Below are 25,396 nucleotides of genomic sequence, written 5' to 3'. Positions count from 1 at the left end.
TATGAAACATACCTATCATATACAAGGAATGTCCTGCGACGGATGCAGAAGCCACGTAGAAGAAATACTTTCTAAAGTTGAAGGAGTTTCTAAAGTTATGGTTGATCTGGAAAAGGAAGAAGCAGTGATCGAAACGAACGAACATCTTCACATCGAAAAATATCAGGAAGCCCTAAAAAATGATGGTGGAACCTACAGCATTCATAATATAAATGACCTGCCAAAAAAAGATGCGATTCCCGCTCCCGTAAAAAAAGAAAAAGGCAACGGCACTTTCTACTGTCCGATGCATTGCGAAGGTGAAAAGACCTACGACAAAGCGGGCGATTGTCCCGTCTGCGGAATGGATCTGGTCGAAGAACAAAAATTGAGTAGTTCGAATTCTGAACAATGGACTTGCCCGATGCATCCGCAAATTATCAGAGATGAGCCCGGAGCTTGTCCGATTTGTGGAATGGATCTCGTGCCGATGCAACCTGACATTTCAGCGGAAGAGAAGACCTATAAAAAATTACTCCGCAAATTATGGATTGCCGCTGCTTTTACCTTGCCCATTTTCTTAATGGCAATGAGTGAAATGATTCCAAACAATCCGCTCTATAATTTGATGGCGCAGAAATACTGGAACTGGGTTCAGTTTGCCTTATCGATTCCGGTCGTATTTTATGCAGCGTGGATGTTTTTTGAACGTGCCTATAAAAGTATCATCACCTGGAAGTTGAATATGTTTACATTGATAGGAATTGGCGCCGGAGCGGCTTTTCTTTTCAGTGTTTTTGGAATGTTTTTTCCAGATATTTTCCCCAAACAATTTAAAACCCATACTGGTGCAGTTCATGTTTATTTTGAAGCTGCCACTGTGATTTTGACTTTGGTTTTATTGGGACAAGTGTTGGAAGCAAGAGCGCACAGCAAAACAAATTCTGCCGTGAAGGAATTATTAAAACTCGCACCAAACCGAGCCATCAGAGTTAAGAACGGCATCGAAGAAGAAGTGACGATTGAACAAATAGTGATAGGCGATATTCTGCGTGTAAAACCTGGCGAAAAAATTCCGGTTGATGGAGCAATTACAGAAGGGGAAACCTCCGTAGATGAATCCATGATCACCGGTGAACCGATTCCTGTGACCAAAACAATAGACGATCAAGTGAGCAGCGGAACCATCAATGGTAACCAATCCTTTTTAATGAAGGCTGAGAAAGTGGGGTCAGATACTTTACTCTCTCAAATTGTGGAAATGGTGAATAACGCCAGTCGCAGTCGTGCGCCAATCCAGAAATTAGCCGATACCGTATCTGGTTATTTTGTGCCGATCGTAGTTTTTATTTCATTATTAACGTTTGCAATTTGGGCAATTTTTGGTCCACAACCGGTTTATGTTTACGCTTTCGTCAATGCAATTGCAGTACTGATCATTGCTTGTCCATGTGCTTTAGGTTTAGCCACACCAATGTCTGTAATGGTCGGTGTTGGTAAAGGTGCTCAAAATGGGGTGCTGATTAAAAACGCCGAAGCATTAGAAAAAATGGATAAAGTGGATACTTTGATCATCGATAAAACCGGAACCATTACGGAAGGAAAACCAACCGTTGAAAAAATAGGAGTTTTCGGAGATAGCTTTACAGAAAAAGAAGTTTTGCAGTTCATTGTTTCTTTAAATAAAATGAGCGAACATCCATTGGCAGACGCCACCGTAAAATATGGAAAGGAACAAAATATTGACATTATTAATGCTGAAAATTTCAGCGCAGTTACAGGAAAAGGTGTTGAAGGAAAGGTCAACGGCAAGAAAGTGGATTTGGGTAATGCCAAAATGATGGAATATGCGAAGGCTGAAATTACCATTGAAATGGAAACTGAAGCCCAGAATTTTCAAAAGCAGGGAAAAACGGTTTCCTACTTATCTGTGGACGGAAAAGTTTCCGGATACGTTGTTATATCTGACAAAATAAAACCGACGAGTGTAAAAGCAATTAAAGCTTTAATGGAAAAAGGCATTGATGTGATAATGCTCACCGGAGATAATCATGATACTGCTCAAGCCGTCGCAAAAGAACTTAATCTTGTTCATTTCAAAGCTGGAATGTTACCTGAACATAAACTCCAGGAAGTAGAAAAACTTCAGAAAAGCGGAAAGATCGTAGCAATGGCAGGAGATGGAATAAATGACGCACCTGCTTTGGCAAAAAGTGATGTCGGAATTGCAATGGGAACCGGAACTGATGTCGCCATTGAAAGTGCGATGATCACTTTGGTACAAGGGGATCTACACGGAATTGTAAAAGCAAGAAACTTAAGCGATGCCGTGATGAAAAATATCAAGCAAAATTTATTTTTCGCTTTAGGTTATAACATTTTAGGAATACCGATTGCAGCCGGCGTTTTGTTTCCGGTCTTCGGAATCCTTTTATCACCGATGATTGCAGCATTGGCGATGAGTTTTAGCTCGGTATCGGTAATTGGTAACTCATTAAGATTAAAAAATATTAAAATATAAATAAATTGGGCAACAGCAAGACTGAAGACCAGGCAACAGTGGTTCTGACGAAATTGAATTTAAATAAGTACTTATTATGAAAACAAAAAATGTAATTAAAAAATTAGTGGTCTCATTTTTCACCATGGCTTTATTCCTTGTATTCAGCAATGTTTCTGCACAAACCAAGCAAAAGCAAACAGCTGAAAATCACAAAATAACAGACCACAAGATGACAGACCACAAAATGAAAGATTGCTGCATGATGAAAGATGGTAAAATGATGATGATGAAAGACGGTAAAACAATGCCGATGGACAAAAACATGACCATGAAAAACGGCACAACTTGTATGACCAATGGAGATTGTATGATGAAAGATGGAACCAAAATGACCATGAAAGAAGGAGATTGCATGGGATTGGATGGTAAAATGTGCAGTGAAAATATGAAGATGATGAAAAAAACAACGACCGGCAAAAAAGATGCAGCCTTGGTTTACAGTTGTCCAATGCATCCCGAAGTTGTGGGCGTGAAAGGCGATAAATGTTCCAAGTGCGGAATGGATCTAGTGAAAAAATAGATTATTACAAATTTTTGCTGCAGGAGGAAATTCCTGTGGCAAATTTTGGTAAAAAAAATTTGTGAATAAATACTTATCTACCAATTAAATATTAAAAAAATGGAAAATTCAATGAACCACTCAAAAAGCAAAGTTTACACCACATTTGTATTAATGCTTGCAGCCTCATTTGTGGCGATGTACATTACCATGTATCTCAATACCTATGAATTGGATCACGTTTATTTCAGCTTAACCAGATTTTATATGGTCTGCCTTGGAATCTCCGCGATGGCTTTGATCATGTTTTTCTTTATGCGCAAAATGTATCAGAATAAGCAGAAAAACTTGGGAATAATCGTGGGAAGTATAGGTTTGTTTTTTGCAGCGCTGGGTTTGGTTCGTGCTCAAAGTCCAATTGTTGGAGATGTACTTTGGATGCGCGCAATGATTCCTCACCATTCCATCGCGATTTTAACAAGTGAAAGAGCCAACATTAAAGATCCTGAAGTTAAAAAATTAGCGGAAAGCATCATCAGTGCTCAGAAAAAAGAAATAGAAGAAATGAAAACAATGATTAAAAGATTAGATAATGCAAAATAACAGATCAAACTTTTTAAAATTATTAGCACTGCTGTTTATTGTCGTGTCGGTTCAGGGGTTTTCTCAGGATCACTCGATGCACATGGAGAAAAAAGAGACTTCAAAAAATGAGGGCAGTGGTAAAATTTCCTTTGGTGGAAAAACAGTTCGTTATGATCTTTATGTAAAAGACACGCTCGTTAATTTTAGCGGAAAACCAGTCAGAGCGATTGCCACGAATGGAAGATTGCAAGCGCCAACTTTATATTTTACGGAAGGTGACACAGCAGAAATTTATCTGCACAATCAGTTAAAAGAAAATACAGGTTTACATTGGCATGGTGTGATGTTACCCAATGAAATGGATGGCGTTCCGTATTTGACTACGAAAGAAGTGAAACCCGGTGAAACCCACTTGTATAAATTTCGAATTTCCCAAAACGGAACCTACTGGTATCATTCTCATGAAGGAACTCAGGAGCAAATTGGAATGAATGGAATTTTAGTTTTTAAGAAAAGAGAAGGGCAACCCGACAAAACATTTGATGCGGACATTCCTGTTCTTTTAGGAGAATGGACGGATGAAAATCCGAAACAGATCATGCGAAGATTGCACATGGATCAGGGAGATTACTGGGCAATAAAAAAAGGAACGACGCAAAGTTATTCTGAAGCCATTGCGAAAGGACATTTCGGCACCAAACTTTTGAACGAATGGAAAAGGATGGAAGCCATGGACGTGAGTGACGTTTATTACAATAATTTTCTAATTAACGGCGCAGTTTCTTCTGATTACAAAAATCTGAAAGCCGGAGATAAAGTTCATCTACGCGTCGTAAATGGCGGATCATCCTCTTATTTTTGGTTGAATTATGGCGGCGGAAAAATTACAGTGATCGGTAATGATGGAAATGAAGTGGAACCTGTGGAAGTTGATCGCTTGATCGTGGGCGTTTCTGAAACTTATGATATTGAAGTCACCATTCCGGAAAATAAAAGTTTTGAATTCCGATCCACTTCAGAAGACAGACAAGGTCATGCTTCGTTGTGGTTGGGAAATGGTGACAAAGTTGAAGCGCCAAACTTGCCAAAACTAATGCTTTTTGAAGGCATGAAAATGATGAACGGCATGATGAAAATGAGCGGGGATATGAAACCCATGAACATGACCATGGGAAATCAAATGATGGATATGAATGAAGTCATGTATCCGGAATTATCTGAAAGCCAGAGAATGCAGACCATGAAACACATGCATGAAATGATGGGCACTACGGATAAATCTTCTGATATGAAGATGAATTCTGATAAAAGTATGGATCATAGCAAAATGGATATGAAATCAGACATGAAAATGAATGACGATAAAAGGGAGATGGATCACAGCATGCACGATATGACCTCCTCCGATCAAAAAAGCATTAAGCGCTTAAGTTATAACATGCTCAAATCTCCGTTCAAAACGATCTTGCCCGATGACAATGTAAAGGAATTGAAGTTCACACTGGAAGGAAATATGCGAAATTACCTTTGGACTTTAGATAATAAAACGGTGGCTGAAAGTGATAAAATTTTAATTAAAAAAGGTCAGGTTGTTAGAATTACGATGTACAATAATTCGATGATGCGTCACCCGATGCACCTTCATGGACATGATTTTCGACTTATTAATTCTAAAGGGGAATATTCGCCTTTGAAAAATGTAGTTGATATGGCGCCGATGGAAACCAATACGATTGAGTTTGCAGCGAATCAAGATGGCGACTGGTTTTTCCACTGTCATATTTTATACCATATGATGGGCGGAATGGGTAAAGTTTTCAGTTACGAAAACTCCGCTCCAAATCCGCAGTTGCCGGATAAAGAAGCTTCTTACAAAAAGTTTTTGAGCACGAACAGAATGATCAGTACAACCGCGATGCTCGATGTTGCATCTAATAAATTTCATTTTGAAAATATGACCATGTTTGGAGCAAGATGGATGAATATTAACGAACTCCATTCAAATTATGATTTCAGCCATTATGAAGGCAGTGTAAAAGTGGGGCGATTTCTGGGAAAATACCAATGGGCAATGCCTTACGTTGGTTTTAGATCTTACAAAACGCACGATATGAAAAACACCTGGTTTGGACAAAATGTGATGCCGCAGAATCAAAATGTAGCCATTGCCGGTATTCGTTATATTTTACCAATGTTGGTCGTCGCAGATGCAAGTGTGGATCAAAACGGAAAAGTGGTATTCGATTTAAGTCGGGAAAATATTAAAATTTCGCCGCGTATCCGTGGAAGTTTTTCCGTGAATTCTGATAAAGAATTTGATTTCGGACTCAAATATGTGGTGCAGAAATGGGTTTCTGTTTCCACAAATTACGACAGCGAGTTTGGTTTTGGAGCGGGCTTGACTTTTATGTATTAATCACCAACGTTTAGTCAAAAGTTACCTCTCATGAAAATGGGAGGTTTTTTTTATTTGAAAATAAATATGAGAGACTTAAAAGTAAAATATGAATTTAATGTTAGAATAAGAAAAACTTTTAAAAAAGCTGCTTGATAGAGATTTATAAATTTTTTTCCAATTGACTGAATTTATCGTAAGAAGATCTCAATTCCTGCAGTTGATCCTGAACTACTTTGCTGCTTTCTGAGCAAAGATTGCCACTCTTAAGCGCGTTTTCAAAAGCTTTAATTGCGGCATTTTCTCCAGAAAGAACAGTCTCCAGTGAAATTTCATCCTGATCGCTAGAAATGGAATTTTTGAAATCGAGCCAAGCTCTGTGTATTCCTCCCGCAATCGTCGTTGTATTATTCGGATCGCCTCCTTTTTCTTCAATTAGAGCCGTCAATTCTGTTCTCATATTATAAGATTCAACGAGCTTGTGATCATATTCTTCTTTGAGTCCAGAATAAGATTCAATCATTTTTGAATCAATATTTTTAAAACCTTCTATTCTGTCATTGATGATTTGTAATAATTCATTCAATGTCTCTACAGTTTTATTATTTTCCATCTTAAAAGATTATTGTGATTTTTTGGATACCACTAAATTACCATTTTAAAATCATTTTGCTTTTCGAAAGGAGTTTTAATTTTAATATTCTAGAAAGTACTAGTAAATGATGTTTTTATGAATTAAAGTTCTGATTGCTGATACAAACATTTACTTTTTCACCCCAATTTGTTCGCCCATTTTGATGGTTGTTTCCAATCCTTTTGAAGTGTTAATTAATAAATCGTTGTCAATTTTGATCCTGTCTTTCTCAAATAATAAAACTACCGTTGAGCCGCCAAATTTGAAATAACCTTTTTCTTCGCCTTTTTTAACCGTCGTGCCTGTATAAGTTTGAATCATACTTCCCACCATTGTTGCTCCAACTTCTACCATAACGACATCGCCAAAAACCGGATTTTTTATAACGCCGTATTCTCTTTTATTCAGGCAGAAGATTTCGGCTTTTTTACGAAGTGCCAAGGGACTTACAGAGTAGTAATAACCATCAATCTTTGTATTTGAACTTGCGGTAGTTCCGCTTACTGGAAAATGATACCGATGATAATCGGGTGGTGCAAGTCGAAAAACGATCATGCTTCCGTCTTCATATTTTTTTGATAATTCTGGGTTACTTAAAAAGGAGTCAACATTAAATCTGAAACCTTTTATATAAAAATCTGAATTTTTTACATTTTCGTATGCTAAAATTTTTCCGTCAGCGGGAGAAGCTGCTGCGAGAGAATCTGCAACGATTGGTCTTGCTTCAGGTTTGAGTTTCCGCGTAAAAAAATCATTAAAACTGGTGAAATTTTGTTCTTGAGCAATGCTGAGGTCAACCTCATATTCTTTTACAAATGGCGCAATTTTCTTAGCGGATTTGGGATCATCCATCATGTCTCCGTAAATTGAAGTGATAAATTTTCGTTTTGCGATGGTAAATAAAGTCGCTTCGCCGACGGGATTATGATAAAGCCAATCCAGCCATTTTTCCCCATAAACATTTTCAATTTTAACCTCGCCGGTTGCTCTCTCAATATATTTGATGGGATGTTGCGACGGAACGGGAAAAATAGCAAGGATGAAAATGATGATCGAAATCAACCATATTAAACCCCACTTTTTATTTGGCTTTTTAAATTTCATATTAATAAGTTGCTGACTGACAAATTTAGTTAATCATTGAAAGACTTTGGTCAACATTTACAATTTAAAATTAGATCATGGAGTAATCACTCAGATTAAGTTTGCCATCATAACGATTCGACAATATGTTTTCTTCCGCACAGATTTGCACGGATTTTCACGGATGAACTCTTTTTTTATTCTTGTGAAAAGTTTGTAGTTAAGAATCTGTGTCAATCCGTGAAATCTGTGAGCCGAAAAATTTTGATACCACTGTGCTCATCTGTCAATAGATCGAAACGTTCAGTTGTAATAAAAAAAATATTTCTAGTGAGAAAATAATCGCGCCCCGACCTGAACGGAGCTCTTTTTTATTGATGACTGAGCAAAGCCGAAGTCACCAAGAAAAAAAGCGGGAGTGGAGGGCGGAAATGTGCGCCCCAAAAAAATCAAAAAAAAGCCTTTCAATAAAGTCAAATGTGCGCCCCAAATAATTTAAACACGAATCCCAGTATCTAAGCAAATTTTCTTAAATTTGTAAATCTTTAAAAAAAATAAATATCTAACAAAAATAATATGAATCTTCACGAGTACCAATCGAAAGAAATTTTGGCAAAATACGGCGTAAACATCCAACGAGGTTTTATCGCAAATAATGTTGACGAAGCTGAAGCTGCAGCAAAAAAGTTGACAGAAATGAACGGAAACGAAGGCTGGGTTGTTAAAGCTCAGGTTCACGCAGGTGGACGTGGAAAAGGCGGCGGCGTAAAGTTTTCTCCAACCATGGAAAAACTGAAAGAAAATGCTAAAAACATTATTGGAATGCAGTTGGTGACTCCACAAACTTCGGCAGAAGGGAAAAAAGTGAATTTCATTTTAGTTGCGGAAGATGTTTATCAACCTGGCGAAACTGAAACAAAAGAATTTTATGTTTCTATTCTTTTAGACAGAGCACAAGGGAAAAATATGATCGTTTATTCTACAGAAGGTGGAATGGATATTGAGCACGTTGCAGAAGTAACGCCACATTTAATTCATAACGAAGTGGTTGATCCAGGTGTTGGTTTGCAAGGTTTTCAGGCAAGAAAAATCGCTTTCAACTTAGGTTTAGAAGGTGCTGCTCACAAAGATTTCGTAAAATTCATCGCTTCTCTTTACAACGCTTATGTTGGAATTGATGCTTCACTTTTCGAAATTAACCCCGTTTTAAAAACTTCTGACAATAGAATTCTTGCGGTTGATGCTAAGGTTTCTTTAGATGACAACGCTTTATTCCGTCACAAAGATCTGGCTGAATTAAGAGATACAAGAGAAGAAGATGCGACGGATGTTGAAGCTGGTGAAGCTGGTTTGAACTTCGTGAAGTTAGATGGTGACGTTGCCTGTATGGTAAACGGAGCTGGTCTTGCGATGGCGACGATGGATATTATCAAATTATCCGGCGGTAATCCTGCAAACTTCTTAGACGTTGGTGGTACTGCCGATGCTGAAAGAGTTCAGAAAGCTTTCGGAATTATCTTGAAAGATCCAAACGTAAAAGCAATTTTGATCAATATTTTTGGTGGGATTGTTCGTTGCGACCGTGTTGCACAGGGAATCGTAGATGCTTACAAAGCGATGGGAAGTCTTCCTGTTCCTTTGATCGTTCGGCTTCAAGGTACCAATGCAGTAGAAGCAAAACAATTGATCGATGATTCTGGTTTACCGGTTCATTCCGTGATCACTTTGGAAGAAGCTGCTAATAAAGTAAAAGAAGTTTTAGGTCACTAAGATTTTTAAAATATAAAAGAGAAACCGTTTCATTAATTTGAGGCGGTTTTTTTTATTTCTTTTTATTAGCTATTTCCGGCTTGGAGTTTATCCTGAGACTGTCGAAGGGCTCTATCTTTTTTTCCTCGTTCCTTGTCAAAAAAGGATGCCGTTTCAATCGGGGCTAGTTTGGGGTTTGTTATTGATTGAAGGCTTTTGCAAAATATTTTTGTTATTTTTTGTCGCACAGATTCCACAGATCTTCACTGATTCAGCTGAAAAATAAAGTCTAAAATTTTGGTTTAAACGAAGTGATATGTCTTTAAGGAATGCTCAGTCAGACAAATTATAAAATCGTCATTCTGTAAATAATAGAAACCCTAAAACATTTTTGAAAAACCGATTTTTATAAAACCGTGTCAAGGTTTCGAACCTTGACACGGTTAAATACGCAAGTGATCAATTTTATACTTATTTAAAAAGCCAAACTTTCTTATACTTTTATTAATTCCAAAAAATATCTTTGCGGTCATTGCGTAAAAATTTTGCGTCTTTGTGAGAAATCACCAGCAGGAAATAGCAGATTTTATTTCAAAAGATTTTCTACTTTCCAAAGTTTAAAATAAGTGTACATTTATATTGAAATAATTTTTCTTTATTCTACAAAACTTTTGAGCATGAAAAACTTCACCATCCCAAAACCCTGTCACGAAAACTGGGAAGATATGTCGCCCGAAGAAAAAGGAAAATTCTGTGGTGTCTGTCAGAAGAAAGTCTATGATTTTACGGAAACCTCTTCACTTGAAATTTCAAAAATTTATGAGCAGGAAAACGGAAACATCTGTGGCAGATTAAAACCAGATCAAATCATCACTTACAATAGGTTACAGAAATTCGTCGTCCGGATGAATCTCTACACCAATCAACATTTTTCAAGGTTTGGTTTGATGGTTTCTGCCGTAACCTTTTTATTCGTACTTACAGGTTGCGAGAAAAAAAATGTGGTGCAGCAGCAGACTTTGGCTTCAGCACATGGTTCAGATACAATAAAATCGAGAATGCAGCCACTCGGTCAAGGTTTTCCTCTTGGAAAGCTTGCACCGGTGAAGACAGATTCTTCTCTAATAAATCCTCAATCAAAGCCGAAAAAAAAATCGCTTGTACAGAAACCTACGAAGAAAGTGGTGTCTATTCCTCCTCCATTTGTTACTGGTGAGATCGTGATGGTAGATTCTACGAACATGCATAAAAATTAAGTGATAAGTTTTAAATAAAATTATATCGGCAAAAAATATAATTTCAATTAATGACCTGTTATTTCCCTTAAAAGGAATTTTTTTAAGTATTTGTTGAGCAAAGGGAATATTCCTTGAGAATCGTTTAACTTTACTTACGAAACGGGTCAAATAATAAATAATTTCAGACGCACTATTATCACTATGTATGAAACCTATCGCACTGCTTTTATCACTCTTTTTTGTATCGTGTTTATCTCAAAATAAATCGAAAAAAATGAATCTTGAATTTGAAGATGTTTATCATCACAACTTTAGCCTGACGCCGAAAAAATTTTTGATCATCGATTCACAAAAGCAAATGAACGCCGTCTATGAAGCAATCCGAAAAAATTATGGAGGCCAAAGATCACCTCCAATTCCACACGTAAACGATGACGAATCCTACGTAATTTTTAAACCTATCTTAAAAAATTCGAACGATGTGAATATTAAAAGGGTATATCTTCAAAACAATATTTTAATGATCGATGTAGAGGATTTTGACAATCCTCAAATTGCGAAAACGATTAGAACAGCGCCTAATGTTTTAATTAAAATACTTCAAAAAATAACTCCCAAAAAAATAGACATTAAATATTCTAAACAATAAATTCAATACCTACTTATGAAAACAAAAATTTTTACTCTTTCGCTGATGCTCCTCGCAGTGATGGGTTTCGGACAAAACTACTGGGCCAAAGTTAATACTGTTCCAAAAGAGAATGTTGCGCAACGCTGGGTTCAGCCAAAAAAGATCACGGTCTATGAAGTCAATCTGGTTCAACTGAAAAATGATCTGTCAAAAGTTCCGCAGCGATTTTCTGCTGATGAATCGAAATTAATTACTTTTCCTGGTGCAGACGGCACTTTCAAAAAGTATATCGTACAGGAAGCTTCTGTAATGGAGCCTCAACTTCAGGCGAAATATCCGGATATCCGCTCTTATGTAGGTTGGGAACAAAATAACAAGCAAAACTCAATTCGTTTTAGCGTAACTCCAGACAACGGGATCAGTGCGATGTATTTTGATGGATGGGAAATCAGTTATTTAGATAACTACACCAAAGACCTTTCAAAATATATCTTCTACAAAAGAGAAGATCTTCCTGCAAACGACCGTCTTTTTCAATGTGATGTAAAAGAATTAAGAGAGCAGACCGAAGCTGATATTAATGGAAAAGCACCTCTTGTATTTGATGGTAAATTTCGAACTTATCGTTTGGCACTTGCGGCAACTGGAGAATACACAGCTTTCCACGGTGGAACCGTTCCAAAAGCTTTAGCTGCAATGGCGGTAACAATGACCAGAGTGAATGGGGTTTACGAAAAAACAATTTCTGTTACTATGGTAATGGTCGCTAACAACAATTTAATCGTTTACACGAATGCTGCGACAGATCCTTACACCAATAATGATGGAGTTGCAATGTTAGATGAAAATACAGCAACTCTTAATTCAATAATAGGATCGGCAAATTATGATATTGGACACGTTTTTTCTACCGGCGGTGGTGGAGTTGCTGGTTTAGGCGTGATCTGTACAACAAGTAAAGCAGAAGGAGTTACAGGTTCTGGTGCGCCGATCAATGATGCATTTGATATTGATTATGTTGCGCATGAAATGGGTCATCAATTTGGTGGAAATCATACTTTTCGTGCCGGAACGGGATCTTGTGGCGGCGGAAACGTAAACAACGCAACCGCATTCGAACCGGGAAGTGGCACAACAATTATGGCTTACGCCGGAATTTGTGGGGTAAATAACGTACAACCAAATAGTGATGCCTATTTTCACTCTGCAAGTGTGAATGAAATGTACAATGTTGTTAGAAGAGGATCTGACTGTTCTGTAAAAACGGCAAATAATAATCAGGTTCCTACTGCAGATGCAGGCTTGGATTATACGATCCCGAAAGGAACTGCTTTTGTTTTAACGGGTGTTGGGACCGATCCGGATAATGATCCGATCACCTATTTATGGGAACAGCTGGATAATACCAGTAATACGCAACCGCCTGTTGCTACAGCTACTGGAGGACCAGTGTACCGATCTTTGTACGCTACAGTTTCGCCTTCCAGATATTTTCCGGTGATGAGTTCAGTTTTGGCAAATAATCTTGTTCCAAAATGGGAAGTGACGCCAAGTGTAGCAAGAAATTTAAATTTCTCTCTTTTAGTTAATGATAACCGACCAACTGGAAATCAGGCAGCAAGAGATTTAATGTTGGTAAAAGTTGACAATTCAGGTCCGTTTGTAGTGACCTCGCAGTCTACCAATATTCAATATGATGCAGCAAATGCAATTACAGTGACCTGGAATGTTGCCGGAACAAACGTTGCACCAGTAAATACAGCGCAAGTTCAAATACTTTTGTCTAAAGATAATGGTGCCAACTTCGATGTTGTTCTTGCCACGGTTGCAAACAATGGTTCAGCTTCGGTAATGCTGCCAAATTTAGATATTGCTTCTGCAAGAATAATGGTGAAAGCTGTAAATAATATTTACTACGCTTTGAATTCCTCTTTCTTTTCTGTTAAAAAGAATTTGGCGACCCTTGACAGCAGTACAAAAAATATTGGAATTTATCCGAATCCTGCGAAACATGAGGTAAACATTAAAATGAATAAATCTGAAAGTGCGTCTTATAAAATTTACGATACCACAGGAAGATTGGTGAGTGCCGGAAATGTTTCAAAAGATGGAAAAATTAATGTAGAAAAATTGATCAACGGAAATTACATTTTAAACATTGAAATGAAAACCGGAGAAAAATTAAGTGAAAAATTTATGATCAAAAAATAATTCTTAAATTTCTTAAAATAGGAAAGGATGCTGTTAATTCAGCATCCTTTTTTTATATAAATTTTGATTAAAGATGTCTGTTGATTAAATACTTGGGTCAGTCTGTATTTGAGTAGCCAGTCTTATTCCGGATTCTTCTAATTTATTTTTTAATTTTAACAGCGCATCACTTTTGACCTTCGCAATATTTTCTCCTTTCTTCATGAAAAATCGAGCTTGCAAATAGAAAATTCCAAAAGATTGTTTTAAAATAATGACCTGAGCTTCATCGATATGATCTGTAGCATCGAAAGTTTTAATTTCATCCAGAATAACTTTTGTCGTTTTCTCCAGATCCTGATCGCTCGCAATTTGTAAATCAAGGAAAACTTTTCGCTGTCCTGATGCCGAATAATTGATGAATGGCGCACTGAAAATAAGTTGATTTGGGACGAAAACTTTTTTACCTTCATCAGTAATGATTTTCGTGGTCAAGAAGCCAATTTTTTCTACAACTCCTGTTACATCTTTTATGGAAACGTAATCGCCATCTGCAAAAGATTTGTCAATTCCGACCAAAGCTCCAGAAAACATCGAAGAAACTAGATCCTTCAGAGCAACTCCGGCGACCACTCCGGCAACTCCCAAACTTCCAATAAATTTCAGAACAAATCCGCCCATTCCCATTATTTCCAGAGAGATGAATGCACCTGAAAGAATGATGAGAAATTTGAAAACTTTAATTAACGCGACAACCGATCTGTTCTTACTTTTGGGGAAAAATTTATGAAAAATCCTTACCGAAATCTTACTTAGAAAAGAGCTTAGCGCTAAAAAAAGCAGGAATACCAAAATCCCTACCGCAATTCTGGGCGTTGCTTCCGCAAATCCTTTGTACCATTTATCCAGAACAGAAAGTATTGTTTCGTAATAATTCATAATTCAAATGTAAGACAATTTTTAAAGTCTCTTCTTAGCAATTTTCTGTCCAAAACCTAAAATCTAAAATTGCACAACTAACAAATATTCAGAATTATCTTATATTTGCCCTCCACAAGAAAAACGGCTTGTTGATTCCAGATTCGTTTGGGGTAGGAAAGTCCGGACACCAAAGAGCAGCAAAGCGGATAACATCCGTCGGTCGTGAGATCAGGACAAGTGCAACAGAAAGTATGTATATTAATTTATAGTGAAACCAGGTAAACTCTTTGCGGTGCAATGTTAAGTATATCGGATTTTTTCAGAAATGAAAATAGGAGTGGCTCGCTCCAAAAACCGAGGGGTAATCAGCTAAAGTTTTGCAGCAATGTACAACGTAGATAAATAACAGGCATTTTGACTTCGGTCAGTTTACAGAATCCGGCTTATAGTTTTTCTTGTGGGTTTTTAAATTCTGCCATTCTCAAATTTTCTTTTTCTAAAGTTTTCAAAAGAACTTTATATCCAAAATATAACAATATACAACCTCCCAGATTAATTGCCCAAAATGTTGCGTTAAAGGCATTCCGTGAGAAATAAGAGTGAAATTTAAATCCAAATTCTGAGTACGCCAAATAGAGGAAAGATGCATTTAAGAGCAAATGTAGAAGAATCGAATAAATGATTTTTCTGGTCTTATAGTAAATAAATCCTGAAAGCATTCCCAAAAAAAAGGTCGGTAGTAAATTATTATAGGAGGGTAAATGAATTGCTGAAAATAGGATGGAGGATACAATGATCGATAACCAGAAATTATATTTTTCTAAAAGTTTCACAAATAAAAACCTTCGAAAAAATATTTCTTCAAAAACAGGCGCGAAAATTATCAAACCAATGACATAAACGATATTGTAATGATTTTTTAGATCAGCCCACGTTTTTTGATGATAATTACTAAAGGTGCCGTTTCCCACTTTCAAATACTGATAGATATAGAAAAGTGGCTTTGTGAAAAAGTAAAAGCCTGTGAATATAATAAATACAGCAAATATTAAATCAAAATTAACTTTCTTTTCGTCCTCATATTTAAAGTGAACTTGTTTGAATATATAATAAGTCCAAAACCCATAAAACGTAAAATTCAAAAAAAGTTGTGTAGTTAAAAGAAGATCAGTTCCTTCAGTATTATAAAAGTAGTCTCGCGAAAATAGAAGTGGAAAGTCGATCAGAGTTGTGCTTAACTGAAATAAAACGGTCATTAAAATCGCTTTCCAAATCTTCATAATTTCTGCTGCTGGATGATTTTATTCACTTTCCAGATGTTTTTTTGCATCGGCCAAAGCTGCAGTTTCTTTCTCGGAGAGCGTCGGGAATTTCAGATTCATTTTTTCTAAAGCATCAATGATGATCTGAATTGCGGCAATTCTGGTAAACCATTTATGATCTGCGGGCAGTACAAACCAGGGCGCGCAGTCTTTTGAAGTTTCGTTTATCGCTTCTTCATAGGCTTTCATATATTGATCCCACAACGCACGTTCCGGCAAATCACCGGACGAAAATTTCCAGTTTTTATCGGGCTCATTAATTCTGTCCAGAAATCTCTTTTTCTGTTCTTTTTGGGAAACGTTCAGAAATATTTTCACAACCGTAGTTCCGTTTTCTGATAAATGCTTTTCGAAGTTCCGAATGCTTTCATACCGGTTTTTCCAAAAGGTAGCGTCAAAATCATCTACTGAATCCCAGGTTTTTTCGCTCAGGTTATATTCAGGATGAACTTTGCACACCAAAACACTTTCATAATGACTTCGGTTAAAAATACCAATTTTTCCTTTTTCCGGCAGCGCAATATAATGACGCCACAAGAAATCATGGGAATACTCTTTCGGACTTGGTGCTTTAAAACTGTGTACAACACAACCTTGTGGATTTACGCCACCAAAAACGTGTTCGATCAAAGAGTCTTTTCCAGCCGCATCCATTGCCTGAATCACGATCAATAGCGACTTTCCACTGTCGGCATACAGCTTTTCCTGCAGCGCCCGAAGTTTATCTTTTTCCTTCTCCAGCATTTTCTTTCCCTCCTCTTTATCCAGTTTCCCGGAATATTCGGTGTTTGCTTTTTTGATAGAGAATTTTCCTTTTACGATAAAGTTGTCGCTGAAATTTAAATCCATTGTTTTAATTTTCATTAAAAATAAAAAAATCACTTCAATTACGAAGTGATTTCATGATTTATTTAAAAAACTTTTATTTAGAAAGTTTTTCTTTAACTATTTTTTTGCTTTAGCTGACTTTCCTTTTTTCATAGAAGTGTCAGCAGACTGATCCATACCCATTGTCGCAACTTTCGCGTCTGCTTTGGTTTCTACCACCGCTGCTGCTGTAGTTGCAGCTGGTACAGCCGCTCCGGCTTCAATTGTTCCTTTGATGTTGATCACCGATCTGCTGTTTGCAGGATCATTAGAATAAACTTCAATAATTTTTGTGAAAGGACCTACAAGTGTTGTGTTATAACCTACTTTGATCTGAGCTGTTTTTCCTGGCATAATAGGATCCTGGCTCCATTCCGGTGTTGTACATCCGCAAGATGCCTGAACTTTTGAAATAATCAGAGGTTTGTCTCCCGTATTTTTTACTACGAAAAATCGGTGTCCGTCTGCACCCGCTTTCACATTTCCATAGTCAAATGTTGTCTTATCGAATGAAATTGTCTGCGCCGAAGCAAATACTAAAGATGCGGTTAAAAATAAACCTGCGAAAATCTTTTTCATATTTTTAAATTGTTTTTATTGATTGTTTGATAAAATTTCTATGACAAAGTTAAAAATTAAATCAATATGAAGGTAAATTTTTTTTATTTGCCTATTTTTGCATCTATTAAGCCAAAGAACAGCCTTTATGCAGATTTCAGAAAAATATAATCCACAGGAAACAGAAAATAAGTGGTATAAATACTGGTTAGAAAATAATTATTTCCATTCAGAACCTAACGAAAAACCACCCTATACCATCGTCATTCCACCGCCAAATGTGACGGGAATTCTTCACATGGGACATATGCTGAACAATACGATTCAGGATGTTTTGGTTCGTCGTGCAAGAATGCAGGGTTTCAATGCTTGCTGGGTTCCGGGAACTGATCATGCTTCTATCGCAACGGAAGCGAAAGTAGTGGCAAAACTGAAGTCAGAAGGAATAAATAAATCAGATCTTTCCCGCGAGGAATTTTTAAAACACGCGTGGGATTGGACCGATAAATATGGCGGAACAATTCTGGAACAGTTGAAGAAATTGGGTTGTTCCTGCGATTGGGAAAGAACGCGTTTCACTTTAGAACCAAAATTATCTTCTCAAGTCATTAAATCTTTCGTAGATCTTTATAATAAAGGACTCATTTATCGAGGTTACAGAATGGTCAATTGGGATCCGGAAGCTAAAACCAACATTTCTGATGAAGAAGTGATCTTCAAAGAGCAAAATGGAAAACTTTATTATTTAAAATATAAAATTGAAGGCACAGAAGAATTTCTTTCTGTTGCAACAACTCGTCCTGAAACCATTTTCGGTGATACTGCAGTTTGTATCAATCCTAATGACGAGCGTTACGCCCATTTGCGTGGTAAAAAAGTAATTGTTCCCATCGTTGATCGCGTCGTTCCTATTATTGAAGATGAATATGTAGATATTGAATTCGGAACAGGGGCTTTGAAAATTACGCCAGCTCATGATATTAATGATTATGAGATCGGGAAACGGCATGGTTTGCAAATGATCGATTCTTTGGATGATGATGCGAATTTAAATGAACACGGTTTACATTACGCCGGAAAAAACAGATTCGAAGTTCGAAAACAAATTGCGAAAGAACTGGAAGAAAAAGATCTTTTATTAAAAGCAGAAGATTACGTCAATAAAGTAGGGACCTCTGAAAGAACGGGCGCTGTCATTGAGCCGAAAGTTTCTGTACAGTGGTTTTTGAAAATGGCAGATATGGCAAAACCTGCTTTAGATGTTGTGATGAATGATGAGGTGAAATTTCACCCGGAAAAATTCAAAAATACTTATAAACACTGGATGGAAAACATCCGCGACTGGAATATTTCTCGTCAGCTTTGGTGGGGACAGCAAATCCCGGCTTTTTTCTATGGAGAAGGCCAAGACGATTTCGTAGTTGCTGAAACAATTGAGGAAGCTTTGATTTTAGCCAAGGAAAAATCCAACAACCAAGAATTGACGATTGATCATTTAAAGCAAGACGAAGACGCGCTCGACACCTGGTTTTCTTCCTGGTTATGGCCAATGTCAGTTTTTGATGGAATTTCAGATCCAGATAACAAAGACATCAATTATTATTATCCAACCTCTGATTTGGTAACAGGACCAGATATTATTTTCTTTTGGGTTGCTCGAATGATCATGGCTGGTTTGGAATACCGAAAAGAAGTTCCTTTCAAAAACGTTTATTTCACCGGGATTGTTCGCGATAAACAACGACGCAAAATGTCGAAGCAATTAGGAAATTCTCCGGATCCGATTGAATTAATTGAAAAATATGGTGCAGATGGAGTTCGTGTTGGAAGTTTGCTAAGTTCCGCCGCCGGAAATGATCTGCTTTTCGACGAAGAATTGATGTTGCAGGGAAGAAATTTCGCCACTAAAATATGGAATGCCTACAAACTCATTCAAGGTTGGAATAAAGAAGTAACGATTAAAGCCAACGATTCCGATAAGCAAGCCATTGAGTGGTTCGGAAATCAGATGGACAAAACAATTGCAGAAATTGCTGATCAATTCGCAAAATTCAGGATTTCTGATGCCTTGCATTTATTGTACAAATTGATTTGGGACGATTTCTGTTCCTGGTATCTCGAAGCCATTAAACCAGCTTATGGCGAACCAATTTCACAAGAAGTTTATGATCAGACGATTGTTTATTTTGAGGAACTGATGAAACTGCTTCATCCATTTATGCCGTTTTTATCAGAAGAATTATGGCAGAACATTTCCGAAAGAACACCCGAAAATGCTTTGGTAATTTCGCAGCAGAAAAAAGATGCAACCTTTAATGAAAGCATTATTAAAGATTTTGAAATTTCAAAAGAACTCATTTCCGGAGTTCGAAATTACCGTCAAAGCAAAGGGATTTCTCCACGCGAAGAAGTAGAAGTTTTCACGAATGCAGCAAGTTTTGATAATGAACAATTGGTGAAGAAATTAGCCAATATCTCTCAGATCAATTTCACTACAAAAACCGATAAACCAAGTTATTCTTTCTTAATTGGAGGAACAGAAGTTTCAATTCCATTGAGTGAGAACCTTGATTTAGGGGAAGAAAAAGAGAAAGCTGAGGAAGAAATAAAATATCTGAAAGGCTTTTTAATTTCCGTGGAAAAGAAATTATCCAACGAAAAATTTGTAGCCAATGCAAAACCGGAAGTCGTAGAATCTGAACGTAAAAAACAGAAAGATGCACAGGACAAAATTATTCTTCTCGAGGAAAAATTAAGAAAACTCTAGAAATATTCATTCAAAAACCAAAAAATAAAAGGCTTAGGAAACGTTGTTTTTTTAGCCTTTTTTCTATTATCTTTACTTTTTGATCATCATTATGCAGCACCTGGATAACATAAAAAACCTTTTCACCAAAAATTTTGTCGAAAATCCTTTACTCGAAAGCTTCGACGCGGGAATCATTAATCTTCCGACGGGCAGAATCATTGCCTGCGATCCGTTGATTACGAACGATATGAAGGAATTCAAAATCAATTTTCCACAGGGAGAATTTCCTGTTCTGGTTCATAAGGAAAGAGAAAGTAACTGTATTGCTTATGTAGAAATTACTTTTGCGGATGAGGAAATTGTAGAGTGGAAACTCGCAACGACTGAAGATCAGAATATTGATGAACTAAAAGGGGAAGAAATTTTTGGATATCCTGTAGAAAGCGGAATGGGCTGTTTCATGGATTTTGAAACTCAGGATTGTCTCAATCATTTGGAAACGAGATTATTCCATAGAAAAGGCGCAGAATTTTTAGGAATTTACGAGGAGTTTTTCCACGAACATTTTTTTGATCAGAATGGCGCGATCGATCAGTTTGCCTTTTTAAAACCCGATGAGGAAAAAGACGGCAATATTTTCGCTTTCGAAACCGGTTATGGGGAAGGATTTTATGCAAGTTATATCGGTTTTGGCAAAGACGGTCAACCTTTGAAACTCGTTACAGAATTTATAGAAATTGGGAGTTAATTAAAGTTAAATGATTTTCCAATCTCTAATTAAAAGAATAAATTTGTGAGTAGGTCTTAAAGGCGCGATTTATCGCGTCTTTATCTTTAAATAAATTACAGGTATAAAAATTTCAGAAAAAATGAATATCACTTCAGAACAACCGAAAATTATCGTCGTAGGAAGTTCTTCCATCGATCTGGTGCTAAACACGCATCATTTGCCGAAACAAAACGAAACCGTGATGGCCGAAAAATCGGAAAGTTTTTTTGGTGGAAAAGGCGCAAATCAAGCCGTGGGAACTTCCCGACTTGGCGCGAGTGTATATTTTATCGGTTGTGTCGGCATGGATCCTTTTGGTCAGCAGATTCTTCGGAATTTAGTTGATGAAGACGTGAATGTTGGATTTGTTTCGGAGAACGAAGAAGTTGCAACAGGAACAGCGTATGTCACGGCCGCAGAAGGAATTAATTCTATCGTAGTAGTTCCTGCCTCTAATTATTGCTTAAAAATTGAGAATATAATTGAAGCTGAAAAATATTTTACAACGAGTGATTTAGTTTTAGTTCAGCTGGAAATTCCCATGGAAGTGGTAGAGTTTACCGTTGATTTAGCCAGAAGCAATAACAAAAAAATCGGAATTTATGCTTCTCCCGCAACAAAATTATCGCAGGAGATGATAGAAAGTGCAACTTTCATTGTGGCAAAAAGTGATGAGCTTTCAATTGTTTTTGGGGATGAAAACCGGGAGCAGATTTTAAGAAAATATCCGAACAAACTTTTTGTACGCGATGATTCAAATTCTACGACTTACTTCAATGGTTCCGAGATGAAGTATTACAGAAACGATCATGATTCCGTTTTGCACAAGATGGGAATGGGCGATGCTTTTACCTCAGGTTTCGCAGTCGCGCTGTGTCATAATAATTCTGTTGATGATTGCGTGAAATTTGGAAATGATGTTTCCTTAAAAGTGGCTAAGAATCGAGGTTCTCAAAGCGGTTTGCCTTATCTTAAAGATTTTATCGAAGAGTAAATCCTATTTTCAACATATCTAAATTTATGGTTCTTCCTTTCTAAAGTCCTAATTTTAGGAAATGATTTTACCCTTTTCTTTTAAGGTCAGATCGAAATTTATGCAAGAAATTATCCTAACAACTTCCGATGAAATTCCTATTTCTATAAAAGTTTTTGATCCTGAAAATTCAAATGGAAAGTTGTTGCTCATCAATGCTGCGACAGGAGTGAAACAGCAGATTTATTTTTCATTTGCCAAATATTTCGCCGAAAACGGCTTTACAGTGATTACGTACGATTATCGCGGAATTGGAGAATCAAAACCCTCAAAAATGAAAGGTTTTGATTCAACCATGAGAATTTGGGGAACTGAAGATTTTAAAACAGTCACTAATTTTATTAAAGAAAATTATCCCGATCACCGAAAATTTTGTCTCGGTCATTCGGTTGGAGCTTTAATTCTTGGAATGAATGAAGATGCTGCTATTTTCGAAAAATTTATTTTCGTTGCGACGCAAGATGCATATATTGGAAATCTTACCTGGAAGGTCGCAATTGCTGGAATACTAGGTTTTGGAATTGCGGTTCCTTTTACGACCGAGTTATTTGGATATTTCCCGGCGCATCGCTTCGGTTTGGGCGAATCTTTAGCGAAAGGCGTTGCTTACGATTGGCGGACTTTAATTTTAAATAAAAAATCGACGAGTCGACTTTATGATAAACTTGCGAAGAATATTTCCAAGGATTTATTGCAGGAAACTTTCATTATTTATGCCGGAGACGATCCTTGGGTGACCATGAAAGGAATGGAAAATCTCATGAATAATGTCTATCCGAACTTACAGAAAACCTACCGAAAAATTCTGGTCTCAGAATCGCCCAAAAAGGAAATCGGTCATGTTAATTTCTTCCGAAGTTTTAATAAAAATCTTTGGCAAATCCCCTTAGAGCAACTTTAAAAAAAATCCGGAAACGTTTAGCATCCGGATTTTTCTAAATTATTGAAATTGATTTTCCAGACTTTTCAGTTCCGAAATGATGCCATCTAACTTTGCATCCTGTTTTTTAATTTCCTTTTTACCAAGATAAAAATAGGCGAAAAACATCCAGGAATACGTGATGGCAAACGCAAGAATCATTTTCCACAGATCTACACTTTTCAGCAATTCGTACATGTAAATTCCCAATGCAGTTCCAAGGAAAAGGTAGTAAACCGGCATATTCCAGTGTCTTTGATTTTTCTGAAATTCTCTGAAATTCTGCCATTGTTTCAAATGAAAACTTGGCGTTTGCGTTTCATCAATATTGCTGATTTTTTTTGCCGTAAAGAGCATTAAAAATGCCTGCAGAAAGCACACTGTTGAAATAATGATCATCGATGACATGATAGGAATCGTTTTTAAATTGGAGTCTAATGAGATCATTAAACCAATGATAAAAATTCCGGTTACCAGGAGCAAAATTGCACCTTTGGTGTAAGTGTTTTTAAGTTTCATACGATTGTTTTTTATTTTTGAAATATTGGTGTTTTTTGTTGGCATCTTTGTTTCAGATTGTTGCCAAAGATTTTCCAGTTCTTTAAATTCTTCCATAATTGGTATATATTTCCTGAAGTTCTTTTTTGATTCTGTGAATTTTTACACGCAGATTATTTTCCGTTATTCCGGTGATTTCTGCGATCTCTTCGTATGGTTTCTCTTCCAAAACCAACGTGATAATAATTCGCTCGCTTTCTTTCAATTTGCTGATGCATTCGTACAATCGGTTGATTTCTTTTGAATTGTCCTCCGTTTCTTCATACACCAATTTGGAAAGAATAGTTTCTGAATTTTGATCTTTATTTTTTTCTTTCTTTAATCCAACCAAACAAGTATTAATGGCGATTCTGTAGATCCAGGTCCCGATTTTGCTTTCTCCTCGAAATTTGGGCAAACTGTTCCAAACTGCAATCCAAGTTTCCTGATGAAGATCGTCTGCAAAAAGTTTGTCCCCGGAATAACTCAGACATAACTTGTAAATCCTGCCAGAAAATTCCTGGTAAAGTTGATCAAAATCGTAACTCATCTTTTCAGTGTTTTGTAAAGGTCAATTTCAAATTGTTGATTTTTCATTTCCTGTTATCTTAATTAATGACCGTCAGATTTTCTGGCTTCTGAAAATTGGATACAAATATTCTGAAATTATTACAAAAATTTTAAAAAAAATTAATTCAAAAATTATAATTCCAGATTTCAGCGCGTATTTTAAATTCCTTAAATTTACATCAAGCATTTAAAAAAAATGAAAATATATACAAAAACCGGCGACAAAGGTGAAACTGCTTTATATGGTGGAACCCGCGTTTCCAAAGCTTCCGCAAGAGTAGAATCTTACGGAACAATTGATGAACTCAACTCTTTTATTGGTTTCGCAAAATCTGAGATTTCTGATGAAAAAGTTTTAAATCAACTTAAAAAAATTCAGTTCGATCTATTCACTGTCGGTTCAGAATCGGCGACTCCCACGGATAAATTAACTTTGGCCAATGGAAAATCACGCCTGGCTTTAATGATCACCGATACAGAGATTGAAGAACTTGAACATTGGATGGATGATTTTGAAAAAGAATTGAAACCTTTGCAATATTTTATTCTTCCCGGTGGTGGAAAAGGTCCAACTTCGCTTCATATTTGCAGAACGGTTTGTCGAAGAGCCGAAAGAAGCCTGGTTTTCTTAAATGAATCAGAAGAAGTTCGTCCGGAACTCATCAAATATCTCAATCGTCTTTCTGACTATTTATTTGTTTTGGCGCGTTATGTTTCACATTTACATAACGAAGAGGAAGAATATTGGAATCCAAATAATAGGAAGTAGAAACGTTTTCGAGTTGTAAAGTAGTTTGTAAATAAGTTTCAAACAGTCAACAATTTAAGTACTCAAAAACGTAAACCTTACATATTCAAACACTCAAATACTGAATTGAAAGCACTCCTTTTCATCAACGGAATTCCTCCCAATAATCTTCCCGAAACGGAAGGTTATTCTTTGATTGCCTGTTCCGACGGCGCTTTTCACTATTTAAAAGCGAAGAAATTTCCTTTTGAGAAATTAGATTTTATTTCCGGGGATTTCGATTCTCATTCGGGAAAGGATGAAAATATTTATGAAGAAAAATTCATTTATACTCCGGATCAGGATAAAACTGATTTTCAGAAATCCTTAGAAATTATCGAAGAACGAGGTTATACTAAAGTTGATGTTTATGGTGGAAGTGGCGGTGAAATGGATCATTTCCTCGGGAATTTAACCGTAGCTTTTCTCTTTAAAAACAATCTCAACATTACTTTTTTTGATGAGTATGGAACCTATTTCTTTTCACCGAAAAAATTAGTTTTGGAAAATGTAAAAGGCAAGACAATTTCTTTATACCCTTTTCCCGTAACCAAAAGTATTACGACGAAAGGTTTGCAATGGCCTTTAAATAAAGGGGATTTAGAAATGAAGAAAAGAATTGGCACAAGAAATGTTGCTACTGAAGAAACCGTTTCGATTGAGTTTGAAAGTGGAGATTTAGTAGTTTTTGTTTCGAGGTAAAGTAGTTTCAGTTTTGTTTTCGAAAATAAATTCTAAACTTTATTCTATTGCAGTCTTATTAAATCTGAATAAATAAATCATTAAACCCACTTTTTTTTCTCAAATTTGCATTTCTA

Annotated in this window: 21 protein-coding genes, 1 other RNA gene and 1 pseudogene; 15 read left to right on the top strand and 8 right to left on the bottom strand. The window is 36.5% G+C overall.

All coding sequences use genetic code 11. The annotated features are described in order from the left end of the window. The first annotated feature begins 1 nt into the window (after nt 1). The 4 genes from IV494_RS09390 to IV494_RS09375 all read left to right on the top strand — a co-directional run bounded on the left by IV494_RS09390 (nt 2) and on the right by IV494_RS09375 (nt 6,042). Nucleotides 2–2,500, top strand: coding sequence for a heavy metal translocating P-type ATPase (locus IV494_RS09390; RefSeq protein ID WP_196079890.1), 2,499 nt, complete (start codon nt 2–4; stop codon nt 2,498–2,500). A gap of 76 nt (nt 2,501–2,576) precedes the next feature. Then, a complete protein-coding gene (locus tag IV494_RS09385) occupies nt 2,577–3,062 on the top strand; it encodes a DUF6799 domain-containing protein (protein WP_196080167.1) in 486 nt (161 codons plus the stop codon). Between the two features lie 99 nt (nt 3,063–3,161). Beyond that, nucleotides 3,162–3,644 (top strand): DUF305 domain-containing protein, encoded by a 483-nt coding sequence (locus tag IV494_RS09380; RefSeq protein WP_196079889.1) that lies wholly within the window; start codon nt 3,162–3,164, stop codon nt 3,642–3,644. Beyond that, nucleotides 3,634–6,042, top strand: a complete 2,409-nt coding sequence (locus IV494_RS09375; protein ID WP_196079888.1) for a multicopper oxidase domain-containing protein — start codon at nt 3,634–3,636, stop codon at nt 6,040–6,042. The genes IV494_RS09380 and IV494_RS09375 overlap by 11 nt, the downstream gene beginning before the upstream one ends. Before the next feature lie 142 nt (nt 6,043–6,184). On the opposite strand, the gene IV494_RS09370 is transcribed toward IV494_RS09375, so the two are convergent. Together IV494_RS09370 and IV494_RS09365 are read right to left on the bottom strand one after the other, a co-directional pair. Continuing rightward, a complete protein-coding gene (locus tag IV494_RS09370; protein ID WP_196079887.1) occupies nt 6,185–6,634 on the bottom strand; it encodes a PA2169 family four-helix-bundle protein in 450 nt (149 codons plus the stop codon). 150 nt (nt 6,635–6,784) lie between these two features. Beyond that, nucleotides 6,785–7,759 (bottom strand): phosphatidylserine decarboxylase, encoded by a 975-nt coding sequence (locus IV494_RS09365; RefSeq protein WP_196079886.1) that lies wholly within the window; start codon nt 7,757–7,759, stop codon nt 6,785–6,787. A 555-nt stretch (nt 7,760–8,314) separates the two neighbouring features. On the opposite strand from IV494_RS09365, the gene sucC reads away from it, so the two are divergent. The 4 genes from sucC (at nt 8,315) to IV494_RS09345 (ending at nt 13,567) form a co-directional block, all read left to right on the top strand. Further along, nucleotides 8,315–9,508, top strand: coding sequence for an ADP-forming succinate--CoA ligase subunit beta (sucC, locus tag IV494_RS09360; protein ID WP_196079885.1), 1,194 nt, complete (start codon nt 8,315–8,317; stop codon nt 9,506–9,508). Nucleotides 9,509–10,164: 656 nt separating this feature from the next. Further along, on the top strand, nt 10,165–10,743 hold the full coding sequence (locus IV494_RS09355; protein WP_196079884.1) for a hypothetical protein: 579 nt from the start codon (nt 10,165–10,167) through the stop codon (nt 10,741–10,743). A 256-nt stretch (nt 10,744–10,999) separates the two neighbouring features. Beyond that, on the top strand, nt 11,000–11,374 hold the full coding sequence (locus tag IV494_RS09350; RefSeq protein WP_196079883.1) for a hypothetical protein: 375 nt from the start codon (nt 11,000–11,002) through the stop codon (nt 11,372–11,374). Nucleotides 11,375–11,389: 15 nt separating this feature from the next. Then, entirely contained in the window at nt 11,390–13,567 is a 2,178-nt protein-coding gene (locus IV494_RS09345) for a zinc-dependent metalloprotease (protein WP_196079882.1), read from the top strand. A gap of 84 nt (nt 13,568–13,651) precedes the next feature. Here IV494_RS09345 and IV494_RS09340 read toward each other — a convergent pair whose 3' ends face one another. After that, nucleotides 13,652–14,485, bottom strand: coding sequence for a mechanosensitive ion channel family protein (locus IV494_RS09340; RefSeq protein WP_196079881.1), 834 nt, complete (start codon nt 14,483–14,485; stop codon nt 13,652–13,654). 115 nt (nt 14,486–14,600) lie between these two features. Here IV494_RS09340 and rnpB point away from each other — a divergent pair. After that, nucleotides 14,601–14,929, top strand: an RNA gene (gene rnpB, locus IV494_RS09335) — RNase P RNA component class A. Nucleotides 14,930–15,123: 194 nt separating this feature from the next. Here rnpB and IV494_RS14945 read toward each other — a convergent pair. From IV494_RS14945 to IV494_RS09320, 3 genes and pseudogenes are all read right to left on the bottom strand, one after another. Continuing rightward, nucleotides 15,124–15,723: pseudogene (locus IV494_RS14945) on the bottom strand (CPBP family intramembrane glutamic endopeptidase); the annotation flags it as partial. 45 nt (nt 15,724–15,768) lie between these two features. Continuing rightward, nucleotides 15,769–16,638, bottom strand: a complete 870-nt coding sequence (locus IV494_RS09325) for a PPK2 family polyphosphate kinase (protein ID WP_196079880.1) — start codon at nt 16,636–16,638, stop codon at nt 15,769–15,771. A 96-nt stretch (nt 16,639–16,734) separates the two neighbouring features. Then, a complete protein-coding gene (locus tag IV494_RS09320; protein ID WP_196079879.1) occupies nt 16,735–17,235 on the bottom strand; it encodes a DUF1573 domain-containing protein in 501 nt (166 codons plus the stop codon). Nucleotides 17,236–17,362: 127 nt separating this feature from the next. Between IV494_RS09320 and IV494_RS09315 the strand changes: the two genes are divergently transcribed. The 4 genes from IV494_RS09315 (at nt 17,363) to IV494_RS09300 (ending at nt 22,666) form a co-directional block, all read left to right on the top strand. After that, complete coding sequence (locus IV494_RS09315) at nt 17,363–19,981, top strand: valine--tRNA ligase (protein ID WP_196079878.1); 2,619 nt, start codon at nt 17,363–17,365, stop codon at nt 19,979–19,981. A 91-nt stretch (nt 19,982–20,072) separates the two neighbouring features. Next, on the top strand, nt 20,073–20,711 hold the full coding sequence (locus IV494_RS09310; RefSeq protein ID WP_196079877.1) for a DUF4241 domain-containing protein: 639 nt from the start codon (nt 20,073–20,075) through the stop codon (nt 20,709–20,711). A gap of 121 nt (nt 20,712–20,832) precedes the next feature. After that, on the top strand, nt 20,833–21,726 hold the full coding sequence (locus IV494_RS09305) for a ribokinase (RefSeq protein WP_196079876.1): 894 nt from the start codon (nt 20,833–20,835) through the stop codon (nt 21,724–21,726). A gap of 100 nt (nt 21,727–21,826) precedes the next feature. Continuing rightward, on the top strand, nt 21,827–22,666 hold the full coding sequence (locus tag IV494_RS09300; RefSeq protein ID WP_196079875.1) for an alpha/beta hydrolase family protein: 840 nt from the start codon (nt 21,827–21,829) through the stop codon (nt 22,664–22,666). 39 nt (nt 22,667–22,705) lie between these two features. On the opposite strand, the gene IV494_RS09295 is transcribed toward IV494_RS09300, so the two are convergent. Continuing rightward, on the bottom strand, nt 22,706–23,299 hold the full coding sequence (locus tag IV494_RS09295) for a hypothetical protein (protein ID WP_196079874.1): 594 nt from the start codon (nt 23,297–23,299) through the stop codon (nt 22,706–22,708). Next, nucleotides 23,286–23,771, bottom strand: a complete 486-nt coding sequence (locus tag IV494_RS09290) for an RNA polymerase sigma factor (RefSeq protein WP_196079873.1) — start codon at nt 23,769–23,771, stop codon at nt 23,286–23,288. The genes IV494_RS09295 and IV494_RS09290 overlap by 14 nt, the downstream gene beginning before the upstream one ends. A 216-nt stretch (nt 23,772–23,987) precedes the next feature. Between IV494_RS09290 and IV494_RS09285 the strand changes: the two genes are divergently transcribed. Both IV494_RS09285 and IV494_RS09280 read left to right on the top strand, forming a co-directional pair. Then, the gene (locus IV494_RS09285; RefSeq protein ID WP_196079872.1) at nt 23,988–24,560 is read left to right on the top strand and encodes a cob(I)yrinic acid a,c-diamide adenosyltransferase; all 573 of its coding nucleotides are present in this window, start codon (nt 23,988–23,990) and stop codon (nt 24,558–24,560) included. A gap of 105 nt (nt 24,561–24,665) precedes the next feature. Further along, on the top strand, nt 24,666–25,280 hold the full coding sequence (locus IV494_RS09280; RefSeq protein ID WP_196079871.1) for a thiamine diphosphokinase: 615 nt from the start codon (nt 24,666–24,668) through the stop codon (nt 25,278–25,280). Nucleotides 25,281–25,396: the final 116 nt, after the last annotated feature.

Origin of the sequence: Kaistella gelatinilytica, from assembly GCF_015679325.1 — a bacterium.
GTDB lineage: Bacteria > Bacteroidota > Bacteroidia > Flavobacteriales > Weeksellaceae > Kaistella > Kaistella gelatinilytica.
This window is presented reverse-complemented; position numbering and strand designations above follow the sequence as displayed.

What these genes read in the sequence shown, in the direction of transcription:
- IV494_RS09355 (WP_196079884.1), top strand. Translation starts at nt 10,165, where the DNA reads ATGAAAAACTTCACCATCCCAAAACCCTGTCACGAAAACTGGGAAGAT.
- IV494_RS09375 (WP_196079888.1), top strand. Translation starts at nt 3,634, where the DNA reads ATGCAAAATAACAGATCAAACTTTTTAAAATTATTAGCACTGCTGTTT.
- IV494_RS09285 (WP_196079872.1), top strand. Translation starts at nt 23,988, where the DNA reads ATGAAAATATATACAAAAACCGGCGACAAAGGTGAAACTGCTTTATAT.
- IV494_RS09365 (WP_196079886.1), bottom strand. Translation starts at nt 7,759, where the DNA reads ATGAAATTTAAAAAGCCAAATAAAAAGTGGGGTTTAATATGGTTGATT.
- IV494_RS09385 (WP_196080167.1), top strand. Translation starts at nt 2,577, where the DNA reads ATGAAAACAAAAAATGTAATTAAAAAATTAGTGGTCTCATTTTTCACC.
- IV494_RS09300 (WP_196079875.1), top strand. Translation starts at nt 21,827, where the DNA reads ATGCAAGAAATTATCCTAACAACTTCCGATGAAATTCCTATTTCTATA.
- sucC (WP_196079885.1), top strand. Translation starts at nt 8,315, where the DNA reads ATGAATCTTCACGAGTACCAATCGAAAGAAATTTTGGCAAAATACGGC.
- IV494_RS09320 (WP_196079879.1), bottom strand. Translation starts at nt 17,235, where the DNA reads ATGAAAAAGATTTTCGCAGGTTTATTTTTAACCGCATCTTTAGTATTT.
- IV494_RS09295 (WP_196079874.1), bottom strand. Translation starts at nt 23,299, where the DNA reads ATGGAAGAATTTAAAGAACTGGAAAATCTTTGGCAACAATCTGAAACA.
- IV494_RS09390 (WP_196079890.1), top strand. Translation starts at nt 2, where the DNA reads ATGAAACATACCTATCATATACAAGGAATGTCCTGCGACGGATGCAGA.
- IV494_RS09350 (WP_196079883.1), top strand. Translation starts at nt 11,000, where the DNA reads ATGAATCTTGAATTTGAAGATGTTTATCATCACAACTTTAGCCTGACG.
- IV494_RS09315 (WP_196079878.1), top strand. Translation starts at nt 17,363, where the DNA reads ATGCAGATTTCAGAAAAATATAATCCACAGGAAACAGAAAATAAGTGG.
- IV494_RS09305 (WP_196079876.1), top strand. Translation starts at nt 20,833, where the DNA reads ATGAATATCACTTCAGAACAACCGAAAATTATCGTCGTAGGAAGTTCT.
- IV494_RS09370 (WP_196079887.1), bottom strand. Translation starts at nt 6,634, where the DNA reads ATGGAAAATAATAAAACTGTAGAGACATTGAATGAATTATTACAAATC.
- IV494_RS09310 (WP_196079877.1), top strand. Translation starts at nt 20,073, where the DNA reads ATGCAGCACCTGGATAACATAAAAAACCTTTTCACCAAAAATTTTGTC.
- IV494_RS09340 (WP_196079881.1), bottom strand. Translation starts at nt 14,485, where the DNA reads ATGAATTATTACGAAACAATACTTTCTGTTCTGGATAAATGGTACAAA.
- IV494_RS09345 (WP_196079882.1), top strand. Translation starts at nt 11,390, where the DNA reads ATGAAAACAAAAATTTTTACTCTTTCGCTGATGCTCCTCGCAGTGATG.
- IV494_RS09290 (WP_196079873.1), bottom strand. Translation starts at nt 23,771, where the DNA reads ATGAGTTACGATTTTGATCAACTTTACCAGGAATTTTCTGGCAGGATT.
- IV494_RS09325 (WP_196079880.1), bottom strand. Translation starts at nt 16,638, where the DNA reads ATGGATTTAAATTTCAGCGACAACTTTATCGTAAAAGGAAAATTCTCT.
- IV494_RS09380 (WP_196079889.1), top strand. Translation starts at nt 3,162, where the DNA reads ATGGAAAATTCAATGAACCACTCAAAAAGCAAAGTTTACACCACATTT.